This window comes from Clostridium celatum (assembly GCF_021412605.1).
Taxonomy (GTDB): Bacteria; Bacillota; Clostridia; order Clostridiales; family Clostridiaceae; genus Clostridium; species Clostridium celatum.
Map to the genome: position 1 here is coordinate 41917 of NZ_JAJKGM010000012.1, position 22532 is coordinate 64448.

Below are 22532 nucleotides of genomic sequence, written 5' to 3' on the forward strand. Positions count from 1 at the left end.
CTTTTAAGCATTTATGAATAAGCCTAGTTTTATAATATATATTTCTTATTTAAACTCTTTATTAAGCATTAACTACCTTTGCAGTAGATGTCTTTATATCTGCAAGTAATTTAATTGTGATAAAAGTTAAACTTTCTGATACAATAGCACTTGCCCATATTCCAGTTACTCCAAACATTCTTCCAAGTACAAATAAACATATTGGTAAATACACCACTGATCTTAATAAACAACTTAAATTTGAATATTTAGGTGTTTCAATTGCTTGATAATATACAAGAGTATTTAGATTTAATCCTACTGCATAATAACTTAAACATGCTATTTTTAAAGCATCATATGACAATTGTGATATATACATATCATTTGTAAATATTGATATTAGCATTGGCCCAAAAACAAAACTTATAACTACAAAAAATGTAGTTATTAATATATTTGAAACATTTGTTATTTTAAAGAAACCTAACATCTTTTTACTATCTTTTCTTCCATAGTTATAACTTACAAGCGGTTGAACTCCTAAAGTTATTCCATAAAGCACCATATATATATTAGTAGTTAAATAATTTAATATACTATATGCTGATACTCCTATTTCTCCTACATAATTTACTAATGCTATATTATGAAGTAACACTATTATAGAATAACTACCTTGTGCAAAAAATGATGGAAATCCTATAGTACAAAATTCTTTTATTGTATCAATTGATAATTTTACATTTCCAAATGATAAATATCCTTTTTTCATCAAGAAATGTGGCAATATTATAGTAACAGTTATTATTTGTCCTAAACCAGTTGCAATAGCTGCTCCCTTTATTCCCATTCCTAATTTAAAAATAAAAATATAATCCAATGCTATATTAGTTATTGCACCACTTATTGTAGATATCATTGCAAGCTTTGGTCTACCATCATTTCTTACAAAACTATTAAGTACTATTCCTATTAAATTAGGAATGCAAAATAATGCATAAAACCTTAAATAATCAACAGCTAATGGTTTTAAAATTTCTGTTGCTCCTAAAAGACTTACTATTTGCTTAGTAAAAATAATACAAATTAAACTAATTATTAAACTAAATATTAAAAGCGACTTAAAAACCTGTCTAAAAATATTTACTGCTTTATTTACCTTATTAGCTCCAATATTTTTAGAAACTAATGCTCCTCCACCTATTGCAAACATAGATGCTAGTCCAAATAGCATTACTGTAAATGGTAATACTATATTTACAGCCGCTAATGCTGAATCTCCAACACCTTGTCCAACAAATATACCATCAATTACTGTATATAATGAGGAAATAAACATTGCTAATGCTGATGGAATAGCATATTTAAAAAATTCCTTCTTCAACAATACCACCTTCTTCTATTTTTTATCCTTACACATTATAAACTCTTGTGTAACAAAAGAGTCAATATATTTTAAATAAAAATATTTATTTCTTAGAGTTAAAACATTACTTAATCTAACATTAGAATTTATTATATTTGCTAATAATCATCTTCTATTACTCTCATACATATCTATAATATCCTTAAAATATATACTATTTAGTTCATCAATGAATTCATCTTTTAATTCATCAAAACTTCTATCTTGTATTAGATTAACTATAAATGCCATACTATTCCATTCATCATTTTCATATTTAAAATTTAGACTTTTACAAGTAGCAGGCAAATTCTTTTCTACAGTCTTTTCTATTATATTTTTTCTTGAGTATATTAACTCTAAAGATTTAATTAAATTACTTTTATCTGGAGCCACCCTTTTTAAATAACAATCTATACCATAATCTTTTTTAACAAATCTATAGAATTTCATTATATTACAAATACTACTAATCCATTTATTTTCTTCAAATCTTGATATTTCCCTAAATTCTCTAATTAATATTCGTGTCCTTTTTTCTTCTAAATTTCCTGATATAAATTCTTTTATCTGCTTATCCATCCATCTTATTATAAAATCTTTTTCCGGAACTAATGAGTTATTTTCATAATAAGAATTAAGTGATTCATATTTATATATAGGTATAAAATAATTATCATCAATTATTTTGTAGTAATAAATTTCTTTATAATCAGAATTAGCTATTAATTCTTCATATTTTTTATAATTTTCCTTCCAATTATAAAAATTAATATCCCAAATAAATCCTATTGAATTTAACTTCTCTACAAACTCTTCCCCTAATATTTGTTTTTTATAAAGCGTTCTTTGAAGATTAACCCAACTATATAACCTTGAATACTCTAAATTTTTTGGAACATTTAAATGGTTATTAACCTCTTTAAATTTAAGTAAACTTTCAAATGATTTTTCCCAGTTATAAGTTATTTTTCTTTCAATATTCTTAAGCTCATATATAATATTTTAATGTTCCTCATATAAAGAAAATCTTATATTATAATCTTCAAGTCCTAGTTGATGTCTATAGATATTATTAATAGAAGTTGATACTTCCAACTTTTTTCTAAAATTAATCAATTCCAAATTATCTATATTATCTACAAAATCAAATACAACAGGACTATCCCCCTCATAATCACTACTTAGACATCTTCCTAATTGTTGATAATATATACTTGGTGATTTAGTGTTTCTAAGCATAATAATTCCGCTAATGTCTTTTATATGTATTCCTTCATTAAGTTTGCTTATTGCGAAAAGAAGTTTTACTTGATTTTCATCATTAACTCTTTCAAAAGCTTCCAAAATTTCTTTGCTATTAGACTTTTCAGACGTTACAGTATAACAACTTACTTTCTTTTCACAAGATAAAATATTTTCAAACCACTGAACTACTACCTCTTTCATTTCTTTTAAATGCTTATTATTTTCACAAAAAACTATAAACTTTAACCTTTTTCCCTTAGGTAGATGTTTCTTTATAATATTTTCTATATTGTTTTCTCTCTCCCATAGTTTTTTATATAAATTTAACTCATTTATATATTCTTCCTTATCACTTTTTGAAATATTAAGCTTCTTCATTAACTTCAACTTCTTATCTATTTCAATATCTAAGTTATACATGGCAGAAACATAGACTGGCATTGGAAGTATTCTTCTAACGATTGCATCTGATAATCCTAAAGGCGTCGTTGAATTACCATGAAGTAATTCTTTTATCATATCTCTATTATCATCTAGAAATCTAATAGGTGTAGCAGATAACCCAACAACCTTTGCTTCTTTATTTTCATTTAAAATATACTTAACTGCTTGTCCCCACTTTTCTGCTCCTGCTCTATGTAATTCATCTAATACAATTAACTTAATTTTTAAATCATTTAATTTTCCCTTAAAATATAAAGATGAAAATTTACTATAAGTATAAAATTTGCATTTTTTCACACTCCATGGAGCTAATTTCTTTAATCTATCTAATATTTCATTAGTTGGAGCTAAAATTATTTTATCTTCTTTTATATAATCAAAAAGTAATTGAAGTATAATATAACTTTTTCCAGTACCAGTTGCATTTGGTACTGCAACTCTATTATTTTTTTCGAATACTGCTTTTATCTCCTTATATGTATATCGATTATGTGGTCTTAAATCTGGTAACAAAATAACTTCATCTATATTGTCACTATAATTATTTATTAACTCTTCAATATAATCAAAACTCTCTAATGACATATTAGTCTTATTAAATATATTTATTTTTTCTACATAACCATTTACAGATATTATCATAAAATAATTACAATTATATTTTCTACTTGCTTCTTCTTCAAATTTTTTTAATTCTTCTCTTATAATATGATTTCCTAAAGGGTTTAATATATTTTTTGCTTGAACAATCCAAATAATTTTATTGGGATTATTGGGCCTAGATAAAAGTATGTCTGCTCCCCCATCATATGCTCCACCTTTTATAGTTGCTATAAAACCATTTCCTTCAAATAAAAATTCTAAATATTCTTCAAAAACTATACCCTTTATTTTTTTATCAATATTATTTAACTTTTCTTTTATTAGGTAACACTGTCTATTCTTTGTTAATTTCTTAAGTTCAAGTAATATTTTTTCTTTTTCATTCATCTATATTTCTTTGACTCCTATACTGAATAAATAATTCCATAATAAGTTATATTATAACTTATATAATTCTCATTGTGCTTTTTCAAGTATAATTAAATATTTTATAGATTAGATCTTTGTAATGTGGATATAATTCATACTAATTAAATTTATGCAAATAATAACATAATGAAAGGAGATGAAATTATGAAATCATGGGTTAAGACATTAATCGTAATTGCTGTAATATTAATCATTATAGCTATTCCTACAATCTCAAGTTATAATAATTTAGTTACTCTTGAACAAGCAGTAGATATTTCTGAATCCAATATAGATACCCAACTTCAAAGGCGTTCAGATTTGATTCCTAATTTAGTTAATACAGTTAAAGGATATGCTTCACAAGAAAAAGATATATTTACAGATATAGCTAATGCACGTAGTAAGTTAGCTGGTGCAACTAATGTTAATGATCAAGCTAATGCAGATAATGAGTTAAGTAATGCACTTTCAAGATTACTAGTTGTTGTTGAAAATTATCCTGATTTAAAATCTAATCAAAACTTCATTGATTTAAGTGTTCAATTAGAAGGAACTGAAAATAGAATAGCTATTGCAAGACAAGATTATAACACTGCTGTTACTGAATATAACACAAAGAGAAAAAGTTTTCCTACAAATATTGTAGCTTCAATATTTAATTTTAAGGAAAAACCTTTATATAAAGCAAACCAAGATGCACAAAATGTTCCTGAAGTTGATTTTTCTAGTTAAATATGAAATATATTAAAAATAAGTTCAAATTATTTTTTTCTATTCTCTTAATTATTTTATGTAGTGCATCTTTTATTACTAAAGCTAATGATGCTTTTCCATCTCCTACAAACTTAAAATATGTTAATGACTATGCAAATATAATAAGTGATTCATATAAAGAAAAAATAGTTTCAATAGGTAAAGAATTAGAAGATAAAACTACAGCCCAAGCTGTTGTAGTCGTAATTAATTCTACTAATAATATTCCTATCGAAGACTATTGTAATAAACTTTTTAGAAACTGGGGAATAGGTCAAAGTGACAAAGATAATGGATTATTACTACTAGTTGCTATAAACGATAGAACCTTCAGAGTTGAAGTTGGTCGTGGCCTTGAAGGAGCTATTCCAGATGCTCTTAGCAATAGAATAATGGATTCAATAGCTAAGCCTGAATTTAAACAAGGTAATTATGAAGAAGGTATTTTAAATTCTTACGCTAGCTTATGTGACTATATTGCAACTGAGTATGGAATTACATTAGATAAATCATATGATTCGTCTGTATCTAATACTACTAATTCTAAAACTTCAAATAATAAAGAATTTGGTTTTATTGGAGTAGCTTTTTTTATACTTATATTTTTTGATTTATTTTTTAATAAAGGTAGGATTATATCATCATTACTTCAACTACTATTTTGGAATGATTTCTTTGGTGGAAGAAGAGGTGGTGGTGGTGGATTCGGTGGCGGAAACTCAAATTCTGGCGGTGGATTTGGCAACTTCGGAGGTGGTTCATCAAATGGTGGAGGTTCCTCTGGTAATTGGTAATATTAATAAATAAAATGATTAAAGAGAATTGAAAACTAATTTATATTTTAGTCTTCAATTCTCTTATTTTTAATTATCTGAGTTTTAATCTTAGAAATATTATTAAATCGTTATTTTTTCTTTCTAGAGAATACAGCACCTACTACAGCTAATATAGTACCAAATACCCCTACTGCAGCTGCTGATCTTCCACCTGTTTGTGGTAATTTACCATTAGCAGATGAATTCCCACTATCACTTGAATTACTAACTACTTTATTAGAATTGCTATTGCTTACTATATTATTTGAACTATTGTTGCTTGAAGCATTATTTCCTGAATTACTACTTCCAGCATTAGATTGTAATGAACTAATAGCAGTTCTTAAGTTAGCCTCGGCCTTTCCTACTTCTTCTTTAGTTGCATCTTCATTTGCAAATACTCTATTTGCTTCTTCTAATCCTCTTTCAACTGCTCTAAAGCTAGCTACTGTATATTTAGCACTATCTAAATTTTCAGCTTTATTTATTAAATCATTTAAAGCATCCTTATTTGGTTTTAATCTTAATTCTAAGAATGATTTTAATAAAGTTTCATAAGATTCTACAATTTCTGCTTCCATAGCATTTTCATCAGCAACTATACCATTTGATACTTCTAAAGCTATAGCTAATTTATCCCAAGTTGATGCTATATACTTACTTGAATCTAAAGCCTCAATTCTCTCTAATAATTTTATTAAATTAGCTTTATCACCTTTCTTGAATTCTAGCATTTGCATTGCTTCACTTAATCTTTCAAATGATGCATCTACTTTTTCTTGAGTTGATGTATCACTAGCTAATAAATTCTTAGCTTCCTCAAGGGCTGCTTTAAATTCATTGACAACTGCAGGAACTATATTTTCAAGTTCTGCATCAGTTACTTCAGTAGCCATTTCTACAGCTATCTCTAAATGAGTCTTAATTACATCTACTGGTGGTGTAACTGGCTTTTTCTCTAAAGCCTTAATAGCTTCTTCTAATGTATTCTTTGCAGTGTCAACATCTTGTTGAGTTGCATCTGTACTAGCTAATACATTATTTGCAGCTTCTAATGCGCTAGTTAAATTAGCCCAACTTTCAGTTGTATAGTCACTTTCGATTAAAGTACCTACCTTGTCAACTATAACTTGTAATCCTGATTTATCAACCTCAATTACTGGAGGAACTTCATTTTCTCCAACTTTAATGTTTACAAAGTTAGATGAAACTGTTTTTCCATCTACAGTTAAATTAGCTATTACAGTAGTTGTACCTTCTGATACTCCAACCAACTTACCATCCATAATTTTAGCTACAGCTTCATCAGCAATAACATATTCAATTGTAGCATTTGATAAATCAGCCTTAGAACCATTACTCATTAATCCATTAACTAGCATTATAAATGAAGGTAATTCTCCACCTACCTCTAATTCATTTACTGATAAACTTAAGTTTACTTTATCAATAACTGGATTCGTTACAGTATTATCTATTTCAGTAACATAAATATTATCTAAAATAAGCTCTTGATATCCTGAACCTTTATCTACAGATAAATAGTAATCACTCTTATCTCCTGTAGTAAATGTCTCAGCTATACTATTAATGTTAGTATTTTGTCCTGATGCAACACCTGTGGCAGTTAAAGGAATGTTTAATACTGTTCCACCTGATACAGACTTAACATTAATTGAATATCCTGGAGCTGCATTTGCTAAAGAATAAATAAATCCTAATTCATAAGTTTTATTTGGTTCTAACTTAAACGTTGTTGAATCAGTTATAATCATTTGACCAGTTTCGCCTGATTGTTGATTAGTCTTTAATGAGAATCTACCATCAAGTACCCAAGTCATTTTTTGTCTTCCAAGTAAATCTCTTTCTGCTAAATGAGTTCTATTAGAGGTTCCTCTTCCTGGGGCTAAGAAGAATGGTGTAATACCTTCATCTACGTTTTCAAAGTCTTCATAGAATACATATCCCTCTTTATTAGTTTCTCCTGGATGTTCCCAAATTCTAAAATCATCAACTAAAACAGTACCATTTCCGGCTAAAGCTTCTAAAGAAATATCAGCTGTAGTTACACCTGCTGGTACAGTAAATTCAACTTCCATTCTTGCAAATCTGTCATCTAAATATTTAACGCCTTCACCTTGTCTAGTTTGAGATGCTCTATCCATAGTATTAGTTACAGTAGTATCTCCTATATGAGTAGTTAAAGTAACTTCTCTTCCTCCATCATTTTTTACCCATGCAGAAATTGAATAAGCTCTTCCTGGTACTAACCCTTCTATGCTTTGAGTTATTTTACCTTGCTTATCTGCAATTGAAACCACATCATTACCTTTTCTTCTTTGAACAGTTTCATTAACAAATGTTATGTGGTCTGTATTTCCTTCAGAAGATTCTCTATTCCATATTGACCAATCTTGAGCATCAAATCCTGGATCTTTAATTAATGAACCATAACCCCAATCATCTATTCTATCTTGAGCTACTTCTCCTTGAGTTATTATATAAGGAGTATTTTGTTCAACATCTAAGGTAACTTTTCCATCAACAATATCTACAGTTCCAACTTCAACTCTACCTAAGTCAGTTAATTCATAAACATGAACGTTAGATAATCCTGACCAAGAATCTGGTACATCCCATGTTGAAATAGTTCCAAATGGATTCCAGTGGTAAATCTTAGTATCTTGTTCTTCATCGAAGTTCCATTCTAAGAATAAATTAGTTTTACCCATACCAGTTGATCCAATTGTACTTTCTGGAGTAGTTGCAACCAATTTACCATCTTTATAGTAATTAATGTCTGCACCTTCTCTTACAGCTCTTAAATCTTCATTGAATAATACTTCATCATCAGTCATTTTCATAATATCAAAATGTTGCATATACTTAGTAGGTAATACTTGATTATAGAATGTATCCATACCATTAGTACCTTCTAAAGCATGTTGATTACCCCAACCATTTGCAAGTAAGTGCTTATTCCCCTTTAATAATGAATTAGATAAGAAACCATCCTTAGTAGAGTTTCTTACAAATCTTAAAATTTCACTTGTTCCTCCTTGGTTTGGATAAGCAGGGTCTGCTCCCCAGTGAGTCCATGTTACGTGTTCTTCAAGTGGACTATGGAATTCTGTTGCAACTTGGAAATCTAAATCATTTAACTTTTCACCAAGCTGATGTGCATTCCATCCATTTCCTGTATAAACATCAACATATACCCAACCTAGGTTTGGTACATCATCTTTAAGCATATCTAATCTTCTAAATAATTCACCAGTAGTTATATCTGCTCTTTGATTAACATAATATGATTGATCAAGCCATCCCCAACCTGGAGCATTTTCATTAACTATTTCTTCTGGATATTCAAATGCATCCTTTTGATATTCTGTTGCATTAACATGAACACCAAATCTAGCGTTATATTTAGCACCTTCTTCAATTAATGTGTTGAAATCTTCAACTCCACCTTGTCTTATACCAATATGTCCGCCGTAGTCAGGAATTACATCATCATGACCTTCACCTTGATATCCTTTTTCAAGAACCATTTGACCAAATCCATCTGTATAGTTATAGATTTTCTTAACAGTATCTAAAGTTCTTAAGAATGGACTTTGAGTATATCCAATGTTGAATGCTATATAAGATAAACTATCTTTAATATATTCTCCTCCCATTGGCGCTTCAACTTTATTTCTATATTCAATAGCAGCATCTTGCCAATCTACAGAGTTATCATCATTCATATCCTTCGTAATATAAGCTTCTGCCCATAAATTATCTTCATAGCTATAGTAACCTACGCCATTTTCTATTTCTTCTCTATAAGTCCAAGTACCTGTTCCCATGCCTGTACTCTTATAACCATTTCTATTTACTGTATTTAAAAGAATTCTACTTGAATATTCAATGACATTATTGTTCATTGTTATAGCAAAATCATTATCATTTATAAATGCATACGTTTTTGCCTTTTCAGAAGGTTGTATATCTGAAACATTAGCCATTTCATCTGTGATTTGATGCCAAGCTCCTGTTGATAATACTCCTGCAATTGCTCCACCATTATCATCTCTAACTGATGCAAAGCTATGCTTAGGTAAACTTACCTTTTTAACCACGAAATTACTATTTTCTTCTATATCAGTGATTTCTATTCTAACTTTATTATCCTCAACAGACATAACTGTTGTCAAAGTAACACCAATTTCATCAATTGTCATAGTATAGGTAGCTTTATTATCAGCAACTACACTTTCAACAACTGGCTCATAATCTTTACCATTAATGTTAACATAGTTATATATATCTTCTTGACCAACTAATGTTGAATCATCAGATTTCCAATTATATTCAACTACTCTTGGGAATTTGCTATCTAACTTAACTGTCATAACATCTGACTCAATAGTTTGAATATCACCAGCTGTTTGTTCTCCATTAGTATCTACTAATTCCTCTACAAAAACATCATCTAATGTTACTGTTTTATTTCCAAACCATCCTGCTAAACCAATTTTACCCGCTTCTGTTGGTATTTTATCTGAAGTTGCACTTCCAATAACTTCACCATCGATAGATAAAGTCATTTTAGCATCCTTAACTTCAAGTTTCATTCTATAAGTTATATTTGCTTCTAATTTTTTAGACCCAGTAAATGAACCCCAGCTTCCAGCACCACCTATGGCTGATTTCCATACCCAGTTTCCAGCATCATAACAAACAGCTCCCCAGTTATCCTTGTCTTTAACTCTAAAAGCTAAACCTATTCTTCCATCGTTAGTGCTTGTTGTAAAATCTGTTTCATATACGAAATTCTTTACATCAGGACAAGCCATATCAGCTGCAACTGAAACTCCATTCATAGGAACTTTAATATTTCCTCCTGAAATAGTTGGAGTGCCACCACCTTGTAACACTTCCCAATCACCACTAGTTTCAGCCGTTTCAAAATCAGTTGAATAAGTTGCTTTATCTCTAACAGTAATATTAGCCTTTGCTTTTGGTGAAGTTGCTGACGCTCCCTTTATAGTTCCCTCCACAACAAAACTACCTGCTTGTGCATAACTTTCTGGATTTATATAATCCCAAATTACAATTTCTTCACCTGTAGTTCCATCAGGATAAGTTACATTCACTTTATATGGCAACTCAGGTCTTGATTGTGCTATAGTTTCAACATTAATTTCTTCTACAGAACTTATTTCTGTACCTGTTTCATCAAGAGACTTAATTTTTAAATAGTCAACCTTAATATCTTTATTATCATACCATGTTCTATATCCAAATTGACCTGCTGTTGTTGGAAAACCATTTAAACTAACAACATCATTATAAATCTCTTCTCCATTTACAGTTAAGATTACTGTACTATCTATAACCTTAACTTTCATTGTTACCCATTGTCCAGCTTCTAAAACAGGACCTTGAATTTGGTCATTCCATGCATCTGGACTTTCAATTAACCATTTACCTGGTTCTTGACCACCGTTATATCCTATAAAACCATGACTATTTAGACTTGTACCCCTAAATACAAGACCAAATCTCCCAACAGCTTCTCCATCTTGAGGATTTAATTGAAATCTAACTTCAGCTTCAAAATTCTTTAAAGATGGACTTTGATCTTCAACAAATATTAATTTAGCATTTCCACTTCTTTTAATTTCTAGCTCTCCAGCATCATAATTTTTTGCTATTGTTCCATCCCCTGAAAACTTTGTCCAAGAAGTACTTGAAAAATCATTATAGTCTTGATTATATGCATAATCCTCTACATATACTTCAGCTTCATCAACCCCACTTGCTTCCACTGCTTCGACACCTTCACCTATAGCTAGTGTATTATTCTCTGCTAATACCGATACAGGAATTTGTCCAACAATTACCGCTGCCGCTATAATAAGGGCAATATTTTTGTTCATAGTATTTCTTTTTAGCATCCTTCTCCCCCTAACAAATACATTTTATAGGTTAAACCAAAATGTTATGTATACATTTTCATATAACCTACTTACATTTTAATTCATTTTTTACATATTTTAACTATTAAAAGTTGCTAATTTTTATAATTATCTTGCGTGTTTGTTTTTAAGTTTATTATGCAGTATTTTTTACACACAAAAAAAGAACCGAGATTAAGATTAATTCTATGAATTTTCTTAATTCTCAATTCTTTTTTGTTTTACTTATTTAATTTTTATGATTATTTTTTCTTTCTAGAGAATACAGCACCTATTCCAGCTAATATAGTACCAAACAATCCTACTGCTACAGCTGGAGTTCCACCTGTTTGTGGTAATTTTCCACTGTTAGATGAATTTCCATTATTTCCTGAGTTATTTGTAGAACCACTATTTCCTACATTATTTGAACCGCCATTATTTCCACTATTTCCTGAATTATTGTTTCCACTTCCTGAATTAGCTTGTAATGAATTCATAGCTTTTCTTAAGTTCTCTTCAGCTACTTCTATCTCTTCTATTGTTGCATCTTCATTTGCAAATACAGCATTTGCTTCTTCTAATGCCTTTTTAACTGCATTAAAGCTTTCTTCAGTATATTTACTACTATCTAAACTTTCAGCTTTATTTATTAAATCATTTAAAGCATCCTTATTTGGTTTTAATCTTAATTCTAAGAATGATTTTAATAATGTTTCATAAGATTCTACAATTTCTGCTTCCATAGCATTTTCATCAGCTACTACACCATTTGATGCTTCTAAAGCTATAGCTAACTTATCCCAAGTTGATGCTATATACTTGCTTGAATCTAAAGCTTCTATTCTTTCTATTAAGCTTATTAAGTTAGTTTTATCTCCCTTTTGGAAAGATAACATTTGCATTGCTTTAGCTAATCTATCAAATGATTTTTCTACTTCAGCTTGAGTAGCTTTATTGTTATTTAATATATCTTGTGCTTCAGCAATTGCTGCTTTAAACTCTTCAACAACAACTGGTACAACATTAGAAAGTTCAGCTTCAGTTACTTTTAATGCTTCTTCTACTGCTATTTCTAAATGAGCCTTAAATGCATTTTCTTCTTTTTCTTCTAAAGATTTAATTGCAGCTTCTAAATTAGTTGTTGCAGTTTTAACCTCTTCTTCAGTCGCTTCTTTATCTGCTAAAACTGAATTAGCAGCTTCTAAAGCAACAATTAGATTAGCCCAGCTTTCTTGAGTATAATCACTTTCTATTAAAGTATCTACTTTATCAACTACAGCTTGTAATCCTGATTTATCTACTTCAACTACTGGTGGAATTTCATTTTCTACTTCTCCAACCTTTATAGTTACTGTATTAGATGAAATTGTATTTCCATTAGATGTTACATTTGCAGTAATAGCAGTTACTCCATTTGTTAAGCCCACTAATTTACCGTCTTCTATTGTAGCAATTTCATTATTATCAATAACATATTCAATTGTAGCATCACTTAAATCTGCTTTAGAACCATTATTCATTAATCCATTAACTAAAACTAATGATAAATCTAATTCTTCTCCTACAGCTACTTCATTAATTGATAGGCTTAAATTAACTTTATTTAATACTGGATTTTCTACAGTTGTATCAATTTCAGAAACATAAATATTATCTAAAATTAAATCTGCATATCCTGAACCCTTATCTATTGAAATATAGTAATCATCATTGTTTCCAGTTGTAAATGTAGTAGTTCTTTCTTCTACATTAGTGTATTGTCCACTTGCAACATTTGTAGATGTTAAAGGAATACTTACTATAGTTCCAGCTGTTCTAGATTTAATATTTACAGTATATCCTGGAGTTGCATCTGCTAAAGAGTATATGAATCCTAATTCATAAGTCTTATTAGCTTCTAATTTAAATGTAGAATCATCAGTTACTAACATTTGTCCTGTTTCACCTGATTGTTGGTTAGTCTTTAATGAGAATCTACCATCAAGTACCCAAGTCATTTTTTGTCTTCCAAGTAAATCTTTTTCTGCTAAGTGAGATCTATTTGAAGTTCCTCTTCCTGGAGCTAAGAAGAATGGAGTAATACCTTCATCTACGTTTTCAAAATCTTCATAGAATACATATCCATCTTTATTAGTTTGTCCTGGATGTTCCCAAATTCTAAAGTCATCTACATATACTGTTCCATTTCCTTCTGCTGCATCAAGAGAAATGCTTGCAGTAGTTACACCAGCTGGTACAGTAACTTCAACTTCCATTCTTGTAAACTTATCATTTAAATATTTATGACCTTCACCTTGTCTTGCAAATGCATCTAATGTAGTTACGTTAGTAACATTTACATCACCACAATCAACAGTTAAAGTAACAGTTCTCTTATCATTATTCTTAACCCATGCAGAAATTGAATAAGTTTTTCCAGATTCTAAGCCTTCAATTTCTTGAGATATAGTTCCTTGCTTATTAGTTATAGCTACTACATCATTACCAGCTCTGCTTGTAAGTGTTTCATTAACAAATGTTATGTGATCTGTATTTCCTGAAGTTGATGTCTTAGACCAAGTATTCCATTCTTGAGAGTCAAATCCTGGATCTTTTATTTGTGAACCATAACCCCAATCATCTATTCTATCTTGAGCTACTTCTCCTTGAGTTATTATATAAGGAGTATTTTGTTCAACATCTAAAGTAACTTTTCCATCAACAATATCTACAGTTCCAACTTCAACTCTACCTAAGTCAGTTAATTCATAAACATGAACGTTAGATAATCCTGACCAAGAATCTGGTACATCCCATGTTGAAGTAGTTCCAAATGGATTCCAGTGGTAAATCTTAGTATCTTGTTCTTCATCGAAGTTCCATTCTAAGAATAAATTAGTTTTACCCATACCAGTTGATCCGATTGTACTTTCTGGAGTAGTTGCAACCAATTTACCATCTTTATAGTAATTAATGTCTGCACCTTCTCTTACAGCTCTTAAATCTTCATTGAATAATACTTCATCATCAGTCATTTTCATAATATCAAAGTGTTGCATATACTTAGTAGGTAATACTTGGTTATAGAATGTATCCATACCCTTTTCACCTTCTATAGCATGGTTATTACCCCAACCATTTGATAATAAATGCTTGTTACCCTTTAATAATGGATTAGATAAGAATCCATCCTTTGTAGAGTTTCTTACAAATCTTAATATTTCACTTGTTCCACCTTCATTTGGATAAGCAGGGTCAGCTCCCCAGTGAGTCCATGTTACGTGTTCTTCAAGTGGACTGTGGAATTCTGTTGCAACTTGATATCCTAAATCATTGATTTTTTCTCCAAGTTGGTGAGCATTCCATCCGTTTCCTGTATAAACGTCAACATATACCCAACCTAAATCAGGCAAATCTTCTTTTAACATATCTAATCTTCTGAATAATTCTCCTGAAGTTATATCAGCCCTTTGATCAACATAGTAAGCTTGATCTAACCAGTTCCATCCAGCAGAATTTTCGTTTACCGATCCGTTATCTGGATATTGGAATGCATCCTTTTGATATTCAGTAGCGTTTATATGAACCCCAAATCTAGCGTTATACTTAGCTCCTTCTTCAATTAATGTGTTGAAATCTTCAACTCCACCTTGTCTTATACCAATATGTCCACCGTAGTCTGGAATTGAGTCATCATGTCCTTCAGCTTGATATCCTTTTTCAAGAACCATTTGTCCAAATCCATCTGTATAGTTAGATATTTTCTTAACTGTATCTAAAGTTCTTAAGAATGGACTTTGAGTGTATCCAATGTTGAATGCTATATAAGATAAGCTATCTTTAATATATTCTCCACCTTGTGGTGCTTCAACTCTATTTCTGTATTCTATAGCAGCATCTTGCCAATCTACAATATCATCACCATTTTGGTCTTTAGTTATATAAGCTTCTGCCCATAAATTATCTTCGTAGCTATAGTATTCTACTCCATTTTCAACTTCTTCTCTATAAGTCCAAGCACCAGTTCCAATTCCTGTTTCCTTGTATCCATTCTTATTAACAGTATTAAGAAGAATTCTACTTGAATATTCAACAACATTATTATTCATAGTTATTGCAAAATCATTATCATTTACAAATGCATAAGTCTTAGCTTTTTCTGATGGATCTAATGCATCAACAGTACTTATTTCATCTGTAATTTGATGCCATGCTCCAGTTGATAACACAGCTGCAATAGCACCACCATTATCACTTCTTACTGTTGCAAAACTTTGGTTAGGTAAAGATACCTTTTTAACTAAGAAATCACCAGTTTCTTCAATATTAGTAACTTCCATTCTAATTTTATTATCTTCAACACTCATAACAGTCGTTAAAGTAACACCAATTTCTTCAATTGACATAGTGTACGTAGCTTTATTTCCTTCTACAACACACTCAACTACCGGAGTATAGTTTTTACCATTTAAATTAATCTTGTTAGATCTCTTATTTTGTCCAGCTAAAGTTGAACCATCATCCTTCCAATTGTATTCAATTACTCTTGGGAAGGTATTATCAAGCTTAACTGACATAACATCTGATTCAATAGTTTGTGCATTTACTTCTGGTAAATCAGCTTCAGTTTCTGGAGTTATTTCTGTAACACTAACATTATCTAACGTAATAGTCTTGCTTCCATGCCATCCAACTAAACCAATCTTACCTGCTGTGGTTGGGAACTTATCTGAAGTTACACTTCCTAATGTCTGACCATTAATAGATAAAGTTGCTCTTCCCTCTTCAACTTCAAGCTTCATTCTATAAGTTTCACCAGCTTCTAATTTAAATGAAGATGGGAATGAACCCCAATCATCTGAACCATTTGTACTTGCTTTCCATACCCAATTTCCAGCATCATAACAAATAGCTCCCCAGTTATTTTCATCTTTAATTCTAAATCCTAAACCTATTCTTCCATTATCATTACTCATTGAGAAATCAGTTTCATATATAAAATTCTTAACATCTGGAGAAGCCATATCAGCGCCTACCGCTTTTCCATTCATAAGAACATTAACAACCCCATTTTCAACTACACTATCTAAAACAGTTGGACTTAATGATTTCCAATCCCCACTAGTTTCTGCAGTTTCAAAGTCTGTTGAGTAAGCTACCTTATTTCTAACTGTTATGTTAGCTTTAGCCTTTGGTGCTGATTCTGCTGCACCTTTTATAATACCTTCAACAACAAAAGTTCCTTCTTCTGCATATTGTGCTGGATCAACATAATCCCAAATAACAATTTCTTGTCCAGTTGTTCCATCTGGATAAGTTACATTAACTCTATATGGTAATTCTGGCTCAACATTTATAATTGTAGACATATTTAATTCTTCTACGGATGATATTTCTGTTGGCGCAATTACCTCATTTATATTTAAATAATCAACTAATACAGTTTTGTTATCAAACCATGTTCTATATCCAAACTTCCCTGCTTCAGTTGGGAAATTGCCTAAAGAAACATTATCGCTAAATATCTCTTCACCATTTACAGTTAAAGTTAAGTGATTTCTTACAACCTTAACCTTCATTGTTGTCCATTGACCAGCTTCAATAGTTGGACCATTAATATCATCCTTCCATGCTGTTGGACTTTCAATTAACCATTTTCCATCATTATTATATCCTACAAATCCAAAAGTATTTGCATCCTGGCCTCTAAATACAAGTCCAAATCTTCCTGTAGCTGTATCTGTTTCTGATGGATTAAGTTGAAATCTAACTTCTGCTTCAAAATTTTGATAGCTTGGACTTTGATTTTCTAAGAAAACAAAATTATTTCCTTCAGTTCTATTTATTTCTAAATATCCTTTTTTACCTTCTGTATCTGGAACTGCGTTATCCATTTCTTTAACATAAGTCCCACCACCAACTAAACTTGTCCAAGATGTACTTGAATAGTTATCATACTCTTGAATGTACTCTGTTTGAGATGCATACATTTCTATGTTTTGTTCAATAGCAACAGCATTATAATTATCTGCTAATGCTGAAACTGGTATTTGCCCTACAGTAACTGCAGCTGCAATAATAAGAGCAATATTTTTATTCATTGCATTTCTTTTTATCATAATAATACCTCCACTCATACTCTAATCCTATTGTATACCTTTTCACCCTTACTTCTTTATTTTAATACATTTTATGTAAAATTAGTTCTAATAAATTGTTTATTTATATAAGTATCTTGTTATTTTAGTAAATATATTTACTTTTTAAGTATTAAAAGTATAATTTTGGTTTTTAAAAAAGACCTTACGCTTCTTGCATAAAGTCTCTCTTTATTATTCTTTTCCCTTAGATATTAACTCTTCAATTTTCTTTTTAGGATTAAATCCAATCATTTTATTTATAAATTGACCATCTTTTAATAATACTAAAGTAGGTATTGATTGAATTTGATAATAATTTGCTAATCTTATAGAGTTGTCAATATTAACCTTAACAACCTTAATTTCATCATCTTCATTATTTATTTGCTCTAAAAGTGGAGATAACATCCTACAAGGACCACACCATTCAGCATAAAAATCTATTAAAACTAATCCTTCTTTAACTTCATTTATAAATTCTGATTCATTAATTATTTTCATCTTTAAATCTCCTAATTATTTTATTAAAAAAATTCTTTTAATAAATTATATTCATTTTAAAGATTATTGTTTCTATTACAAAATTCGCTATGTAACTTTATCACATAACTATAAAAAAGATTTCCACTAATTAATTTAGTTTGTGAAAATCTTTTTATTTTATAGTTTATTTAGTTTTTGACCAATATGCATTTGCTTCTTTTTCTAGCTGCTCTAATCTAGTATAATAATCTGGAAATTCTAAAAGATGTGCATATGCAATTTTTCCAGTTAAAATTGGGTCATTATTGGTAACATTCGCATTCTTAAATTTAGTTCCATGTTCAAGTTCTACATTAATTCCTTTAGTGAATTGCTTTAAATCAAACTTTTCCTTTGTGAAATCAATACCTATCTTTTTTGCTATTTCACATGCTTCCACACTTGTAAAAGAAAGTTTATTAGCATCACCTCTTAATTTAATTAAATACCATTTAGTATTATTCATCTTATATCCTTAAACCTTATAAATTAATTACTAGTTATTATATGTAATTAATTACTATAATGTTTTAGTGATAATTATTTCACCCTATCTTTAATTACCAATATAAACAATTTACTTTTTTATTAATTTTAATTTATAGACTATGCTATTTTCATAAAAAAATGTAAACCATAAATAGTTAATAAAAAAAATAAACCACAGATAATTATGCGTTGTAAATCCCTTAAGTCCAATTAAAGATATTAATCCTAAAAATCCAATATACTTATACTTATCATATAACATAATATCCCTCCCCAATATAAATTTACATTTATTATACCATATTTTTCTATATTATAAAAATTTTACTTATTTATTGTGTATTTATGTTCTGGTCTTCCTACATTTCCAAATGTCATTTCTGATTTTATCTTATCTATCTTTTCTAGATAATCCATATACTTTTTAACAGTTACATTACTTATTTTTATCTCATATGCAATCTCTCTTAAAGTCCATACCTTATTAGAATTATCATTTAAAAAGCTTAAAATTTTATCTAATGTTTTTTTATTCAATCCCTTTGGTAAAGTAGTTTCTCCATCTAAGTTATCATTTATTAATAATTTATCTATTTCTTTTTGTGTTAGTAGATTGTCTTTTTGCATCATATTATTTTTTAATTTAAACTTATCTACAGCTTCCTTTAATCTTTTAAACTCAAAAGGTTTAACTAAATAATCTACCACTCCATATGCAAAAGCTTTTTTAACTTCTAAACTACTATTTGCTGCTGTAATCATTATAATATCAGTAAAAAAGCTTTTATTTCTTAGAGATTTTAATATATCTATTCCACTTTTTTGTGGTAAAAATACATCTAATAATATTAAATCTATTTTTTCACTCTCTAAAATATTAATAATATCCTTTTCATACATAACTGGTCCGAAAACATTAATTCCTCCAATCTGTTCTAGATATCTCTTGTTTATAAATGCTACCATTGGATCATCTTCAACTATCAATACATTAATCATTGCTTTTCCCCCTTTAAAATTGTTACTACAAATATTTTTTCATCGTCAAAATCTTCTATATTTATTTCTCCATCATAAAGCTCAACTCTATTTTTAACTAAATACAATCCTGTTCCCCTTCCTTCACCCTTTGAGGAAACCCCTTGCTCAAATATTCTTTTCTTTATATATTCATTAATAGGTATTCCATTATCCCTTACTTGTATTTCAACTATACTTTCATTTTCATATAAAGTAACTTCAACTTTTTTATGTATTTTATCTAATAATGCACAAGCCTCGAAAGCATTTTCAATTAAATTTCCAAGTATAGTTACTATATCATTCGAATCGATTACTCCATGATTTTTATATAAAAATGATTCTTCTGTTAAGAAAAACTCAACTTTTCTTTCCTTTGCAACTAAATCTCTACTAATTAATAATCCCCTTACATAATTATCTTCTATCTTAGCAAATTTATTGCTTGAATTTTCCTGCATTTTTTGTACCTTTAATATATATTTTTTTGCATCTTCATAAGCCTTTATTTCAATAAGCCCCAAAATAACATAAAGGCTATTTTTAAATTCATGAACATTAGCTCTTAAATTTTTAATAACTTCATCCACACCTGTTATTTCTTTTGCAATTTTATTAATAGGTCCTCGTTCAGTTAAAGTTATAATTACTCTTGGGCAATTATTTTCTAATATGATATGCTTAATTGTAACAAATATTCTTTTACCTTGAATTATAAATTCCTTCATTTCAACATCTTGCCTATTATCTATATAAAAGTTAAGTTTTTCTGTTATATCTTCAACTTTAAAATCTTCAAACATCTCATAACAAATTTTATTTATTTCAATTACTTTATTATACTTATTTAATGATATAATTCCATCTTTTACACTGTCTAATATAATGTTTTTTTCTCTATATAAAGTTGCAATTTCAACTGGTTCCATATTTAATATTGATTTTTTAACTTTATTTGCAAATACCCTAGATGCAATTATAGAAATAGCTAAAGACGCTATAAATAACATAAAATAATTTAACTTAGTTCTTGAGTTAATTACCACTATATCTTCATTATATTTTCCAACCATAACAAAACCAACTTGTTTTTCATTATAAAATATAGGTTGAAACCATCTTAAAGTAGTCCCCATAGAGCCTTTCATTAGTGAATAATAGCTACTTCCATTTCTCAAAACTTCTTTTTTATCTTCCCCAACATATATTTGCCCAATTTGATTTTCATCTAAATGTGAGTATTTTTCTCCTGTCATATCTGCTATTACAATAATATCAACATTATTAAAGTTTTCTATAAATCCTTTAGTATATTCTTGTATAGCCATATCATTTTTTCTATTATAAAGTTTTTCAGCAACAAGTTCACTTTTTGATATACAGTATCCCATTTCTTGCAAATCATTTCTTATATTTGCATTTATATCTAATAATTTAGAAGATACAAAAATGTAGTATGATAGCATTAGTGGAATAAATGTAATAATTATAGCAGTTAACATTATGACATTTTTAAACTTTAATTTTATTTTCATTAATCTCACCATTTTAATTTTGTCCTTTTATTTACTTTTAATGCTCAAAAAAGGAGTGATTAACACTCCTTTTTTTAATTAAAATATTAAAATTATACTATAATATATCTTTACTAAGCTATACTATTTTTGCAAATTCCTTCGTTTAATAATTCTCTTAAGTTTTCATAAGAGTATTCTATCATGTTTGTTAGTGCCTCATCTGTATATGAACCAATATGTGGAGTTACTAATACTCTTGGATAAAGATCTATTAATTTCTCATGTGAAGGATTTTCTAATGTTTGTCCATTTAAATTCTTAAAGAATGTTGCCGATTCGCCTTCTAAAACATCAGTACCAAATCCACTTAATTTACCACTTTCAATTGCTCTTATTATAGCATCTATATCTTGAACTTCACCTCTAGCTGTATTAACTAATATAGCTCCATCTTTCATTTTAGCTATAAACTCATCATTAATCATATGATAATTTACATCTTTTATATATGGCATATGTACTGAAATAACATCAGCTTGTGCTAACACATCATCTAGCTCCATAAATTCTACTACTTCTTTAGCCGCATCACTTTGGAATACATCATAAGCTATTACTCTTGCTCCTAAGCCTTTAAATAACTTAGCTGTAGTTAATCCTATCTTACCAGCTCCTAAAACTGCAACTGTGCAATTTCTAATTTCCTTACTAAACATAAATGGATCAACAACGAAATTCTTTTCTCTTGTTCTATTTACAGTATAAGCAGTATGTCTAAGTAACATCATTGCATGAGAAACTGCTAATTCAGCTATAGCATTTGGAGAGTACCCTGGAACTCTAGCACATTTTAACTCTAATTCTTTAACTGCATCTAAATCAACATGGTCAAATCCAACAGTTCTTGTTAAAACATATTGTAATCCATTAGACTTTAATAATTCTAAGTTTTGTCTATCAGCCTTACAGTTTCCTCTAACCATAATTGCTTCAGCACCAATTGCTTCCTTAACATTTTCATGATTAAGACCTAAAGTAACTAATTTTATATCATATCCAAATTTTTTATTTATTTCTTCAAAAAATGGAACTTCTGTTTCTCTAACACCATAACAAACTAATTTTATCATAATATTTATCTCCTTTATAATTAAGTTCTAATAAATTTATTTTAGGATAATGGCCACTCTATTATTTTATAGAGTGGCTTGTCCTTTTTTATATGGTTATACTTGCTATTAACCTAAATACCTAGC

The 22532-nt window shown here is 29.1% G+C and carries 12 protein-coding genes and 1 pseudogene; 2 read left to right on the top strand and 11 right to left on the bottom strand.

Annotated elements, in window-relative coordinates:
- Window positions 1–61: 61 nt before the first annotated feature.
- The 4 genes and pseudogenes from LPC13_RS07260 to LPC13_RS07270 all read right to left on the bottom strand — a co-directional run bounded on the left by LPC13_RS07260 (window position 62) and on the right by LPC13_RS07270 (window position 4069).
- Window positions 62–1375, bottom strand: a complete 1314-nt coding sequence (locus tag LPC13_RS07260) for an MATE family efflux transporter (protein WP_005210686.1) — start codon at window positions 1373–1375, stop codon at window positions 62–64.
- Window positions 1376–1513: 138 nt separating this feature from the next.
- The gene (locus tag LPC13_RS07265) at window positions 1514–1969 is read right to left on the bottom strand and encodes a hypothetical protein (RefSeq protein WP_234088722.1); all 456 of its coding nucleotides are present in this window, start codon (window positions 1967–1969) and stop codon (window positions 1514–1516) included.
- 213 nt (window positions 1970–2182) lie between these two features.
- Window positions 2183–2389, bottom strand: a pseudogene (locus tag LPC13_RS17165) (helicase associated domain-containing protein); the annotation flags it as partial.
- Between the two features lie 3 nt (window positions 2390–2392).
- Window positions 2393–4069, bottom strand: a complete 1677-nt coding sequence (locus LPC13_RS07270) for a DEAD/DEAH box helicase family protein (RefSeq protein WP_234088723.1) — start codon at window positions 4067–4069, stop codon at window positions 2393–2395.
- Between the two features lie 186 nt (window positions 4070–4255).
- Between LPC13_RS07270 and LPC13_RS07275 the strand changes: the two genes are divergently transcribed.
- Both LPC13_RS07275 and LPC13_RS07280 read left to right on the top strand, forming a co-directional pair.
- Window positions 4256–4825, top strand: a complete 570-nt coding sequence (locus LPC13_RS07275; RefSeq protein ID WP_040418606.1) for a LemA family protein — start codon at window positions 4256–4258, stop codon at window positions 4823–4825.
- A 2-nt stretch (window positions 4826–4827) separates the two neighbouring features.
- Entirely contained in the window at window positions 4828–5640 is an 813-nt protein-coding gene (locus LPC13_RS07280) for a TPM domain-containing protein (RefSeq protein WP_005210691.1), read from the top strand.
- Window positions 5641–5750: 110 nt separating this feature from the next.
- Here LPC13_RS07280 and LPC13_RS07285 read toward each other — a convergent pair whose 3' ends face one another.
- The 7 genes from LPC13_RS07285 to LPC13_RS07315 all read right to left on the bottom strand — a co-directional run bounded on the left by LPC13_RS07285 (window position 5751) and on the right by LPC13_RS07315 (window position 22406).
- Entirely contained in the window at window positions 5751–11606 is a 5856-nt protein-coding gene (locus tag LPC13_RS07285) for an endo-alpha-N-acetylgalactosaminidase family protein (RefSeq protein ID WP_234088724.1), read from the bottom strand.
- Window positions 11607–11869: 263 nt separating this feature from the next.
- Window positions 11870–17707, bottom strand: coding sequence for an endo-alpha-N-acetylgalactosaminidase family protein (locus tag LPC13_RS07290; RefSeq protein WP_195245080.1), 5838 nt, complete (start codon window positions 17705–17707; stop codon window positions 11870–11872).
- Window positions 17708–17920: 213 nt separating this feature from the next.
- Window positions 17921–18229 (bottom strand): thioredoxin, encoded by a 309-nt coding sequence (gene trxA / locus LPC13_RS07295; RefSeq protein WP_005215869.1) that lies wholly within the window; start codon window positions 18227–18229, stop codon window positions 17921–17923.
- A gap of 166 nt (window positions 18230–18395) precedes the next feature.
- A complete protein-coding gene (locus LPC13_RS07300; protein WP_005215868.1) occupies window positions 18396–18716 on the bottom strand; it encodes a DUF5661 family protein in 321 nt (106 codons plus the stop codon).
- A gap of 347 nt (window positions 18717–19063) precedes the next feature.
- Window positions 19064–19738, bottom strand: a complete 675-nt coding sequence (locus LPC13_RS07305) for a response regulator (protein ID WP_005215866.1) — start codon at window positions 19736–19738, stop codon at window positions 19064–19066.
- The gene (locus tag LPC13_RS07310; protein ID WP_207733691.1) at window positions 19735–21294 is read right to left on the bottom strand and encodes an ATP-binding protein; all 1560 of its coding nucleotides are present in this window, start codon (window positions 21292–21294) and stop codon (window positions 19735–19737) included. The genes LPC13_RS07305 and LPC13_RS07310 overlap by 4 nt, the downstream gene beginning before the upstream one ends.
- Before the next feature lie 113 nt (window positions 21295–21407).
- Window positions 21408–22406 carry a 2-hydroxyacid dehydrogenase gene (locus LPC13_RS07315; RefSeq protein WP_234088725.1) on the bottom strand — a complete coding sequence of 333 codons (999 nt, stop codon included), beginning with the start codon at window positions 22404–22406 and terminating at the stop codon, window positions 21408–21410.
- Between the last annotated feature and the right edge of the window lie 126 nt (window positions 22407–22532).

What these genes read in the sequence shown, in the direction of transcription:
- LPC13_RS07290 (WP_195245080.1), bottom strand. Translation starts at nt 17,707, where the DNA reads ATGATAAAAAGAAATGCAATGAATAAAAATATTGCTCTTATTATTGCA.
- LPC13_RS07310 (WP_207733691.1), bottom strand. Translation starts at nt 21,294, where the DNA reads ATGAAAATAAAATTAAAGTTTAAAAATGTCATAATGTTAACTGCTATA.
- LPC13_RS07270 (WP_234088723.1), bottom strand. Translation starts at nt 4,069, where the DNA reads ATGAATGAAAAAGAAAAAATATTACTTGAACTTAAGAAATTAACAAAG.
- LPC13_RS07315 (WP_234088725.1), bottom strand. Translation starts at nt 22,406, where the DNA reads ATGATAAAATTAGTTTGTTATGGTGTTAGAGAAACAGAAGTTCCATTT.
- LPC13_RS07275 (WP_040418606.1), top strand. Translation starts at nt 4,256, where the DNA reads ATGAAATCATGGGTTAAGACATTAATCGTAATTGCTGTAATATTAATC.
- trxA (WP_005215869.1), bottom strand. Translation starts at nt 18,229, where the DNA reads ATGAAAATAATTAATGAATCAGAATTTATAAATGAAGTTAAAGAAGGA.
- LPC13_RS07285 (WP_234088724.1), bottom strand. Translation starts at nt 11,606, where the DNA reads ATGCTAAAAAGAAATACTATGAACAAAAATATTGCCCTTATTATAGCG.
- LPC13_RS07280 (WP_005210691.1), top strand. Translation starts at nt 4,828, where the DNA reads ATGAAATATATTAAAAATAAGTTCAAATTATTTTTTTCTATTCTCTTA.
- LPC13_RS07305 (WP_005215866.1), bottom strand. Translation starts at nt 19,738, where the DNA reads ATGATTAATGTATTGATAGTTGAAGATGATCCAATGGTAGCATTTATA.
- LPC13_RS07265 (WP_234088722.1), bottom strand. Translation starts at nt 1,969, where the DNA reads ATGGATAAGCAGATAAAAGAATTTATATCAGGAAATTTAGAAGAAAAA.
- LPC13_RS07300 (WP_005215868.1), bottom strand. Translation starts at nt 18,716, where the DNA reads ATGAATAATACTAAATGGTATTTAATTAAATTAAGAGGTGATGCTAAT.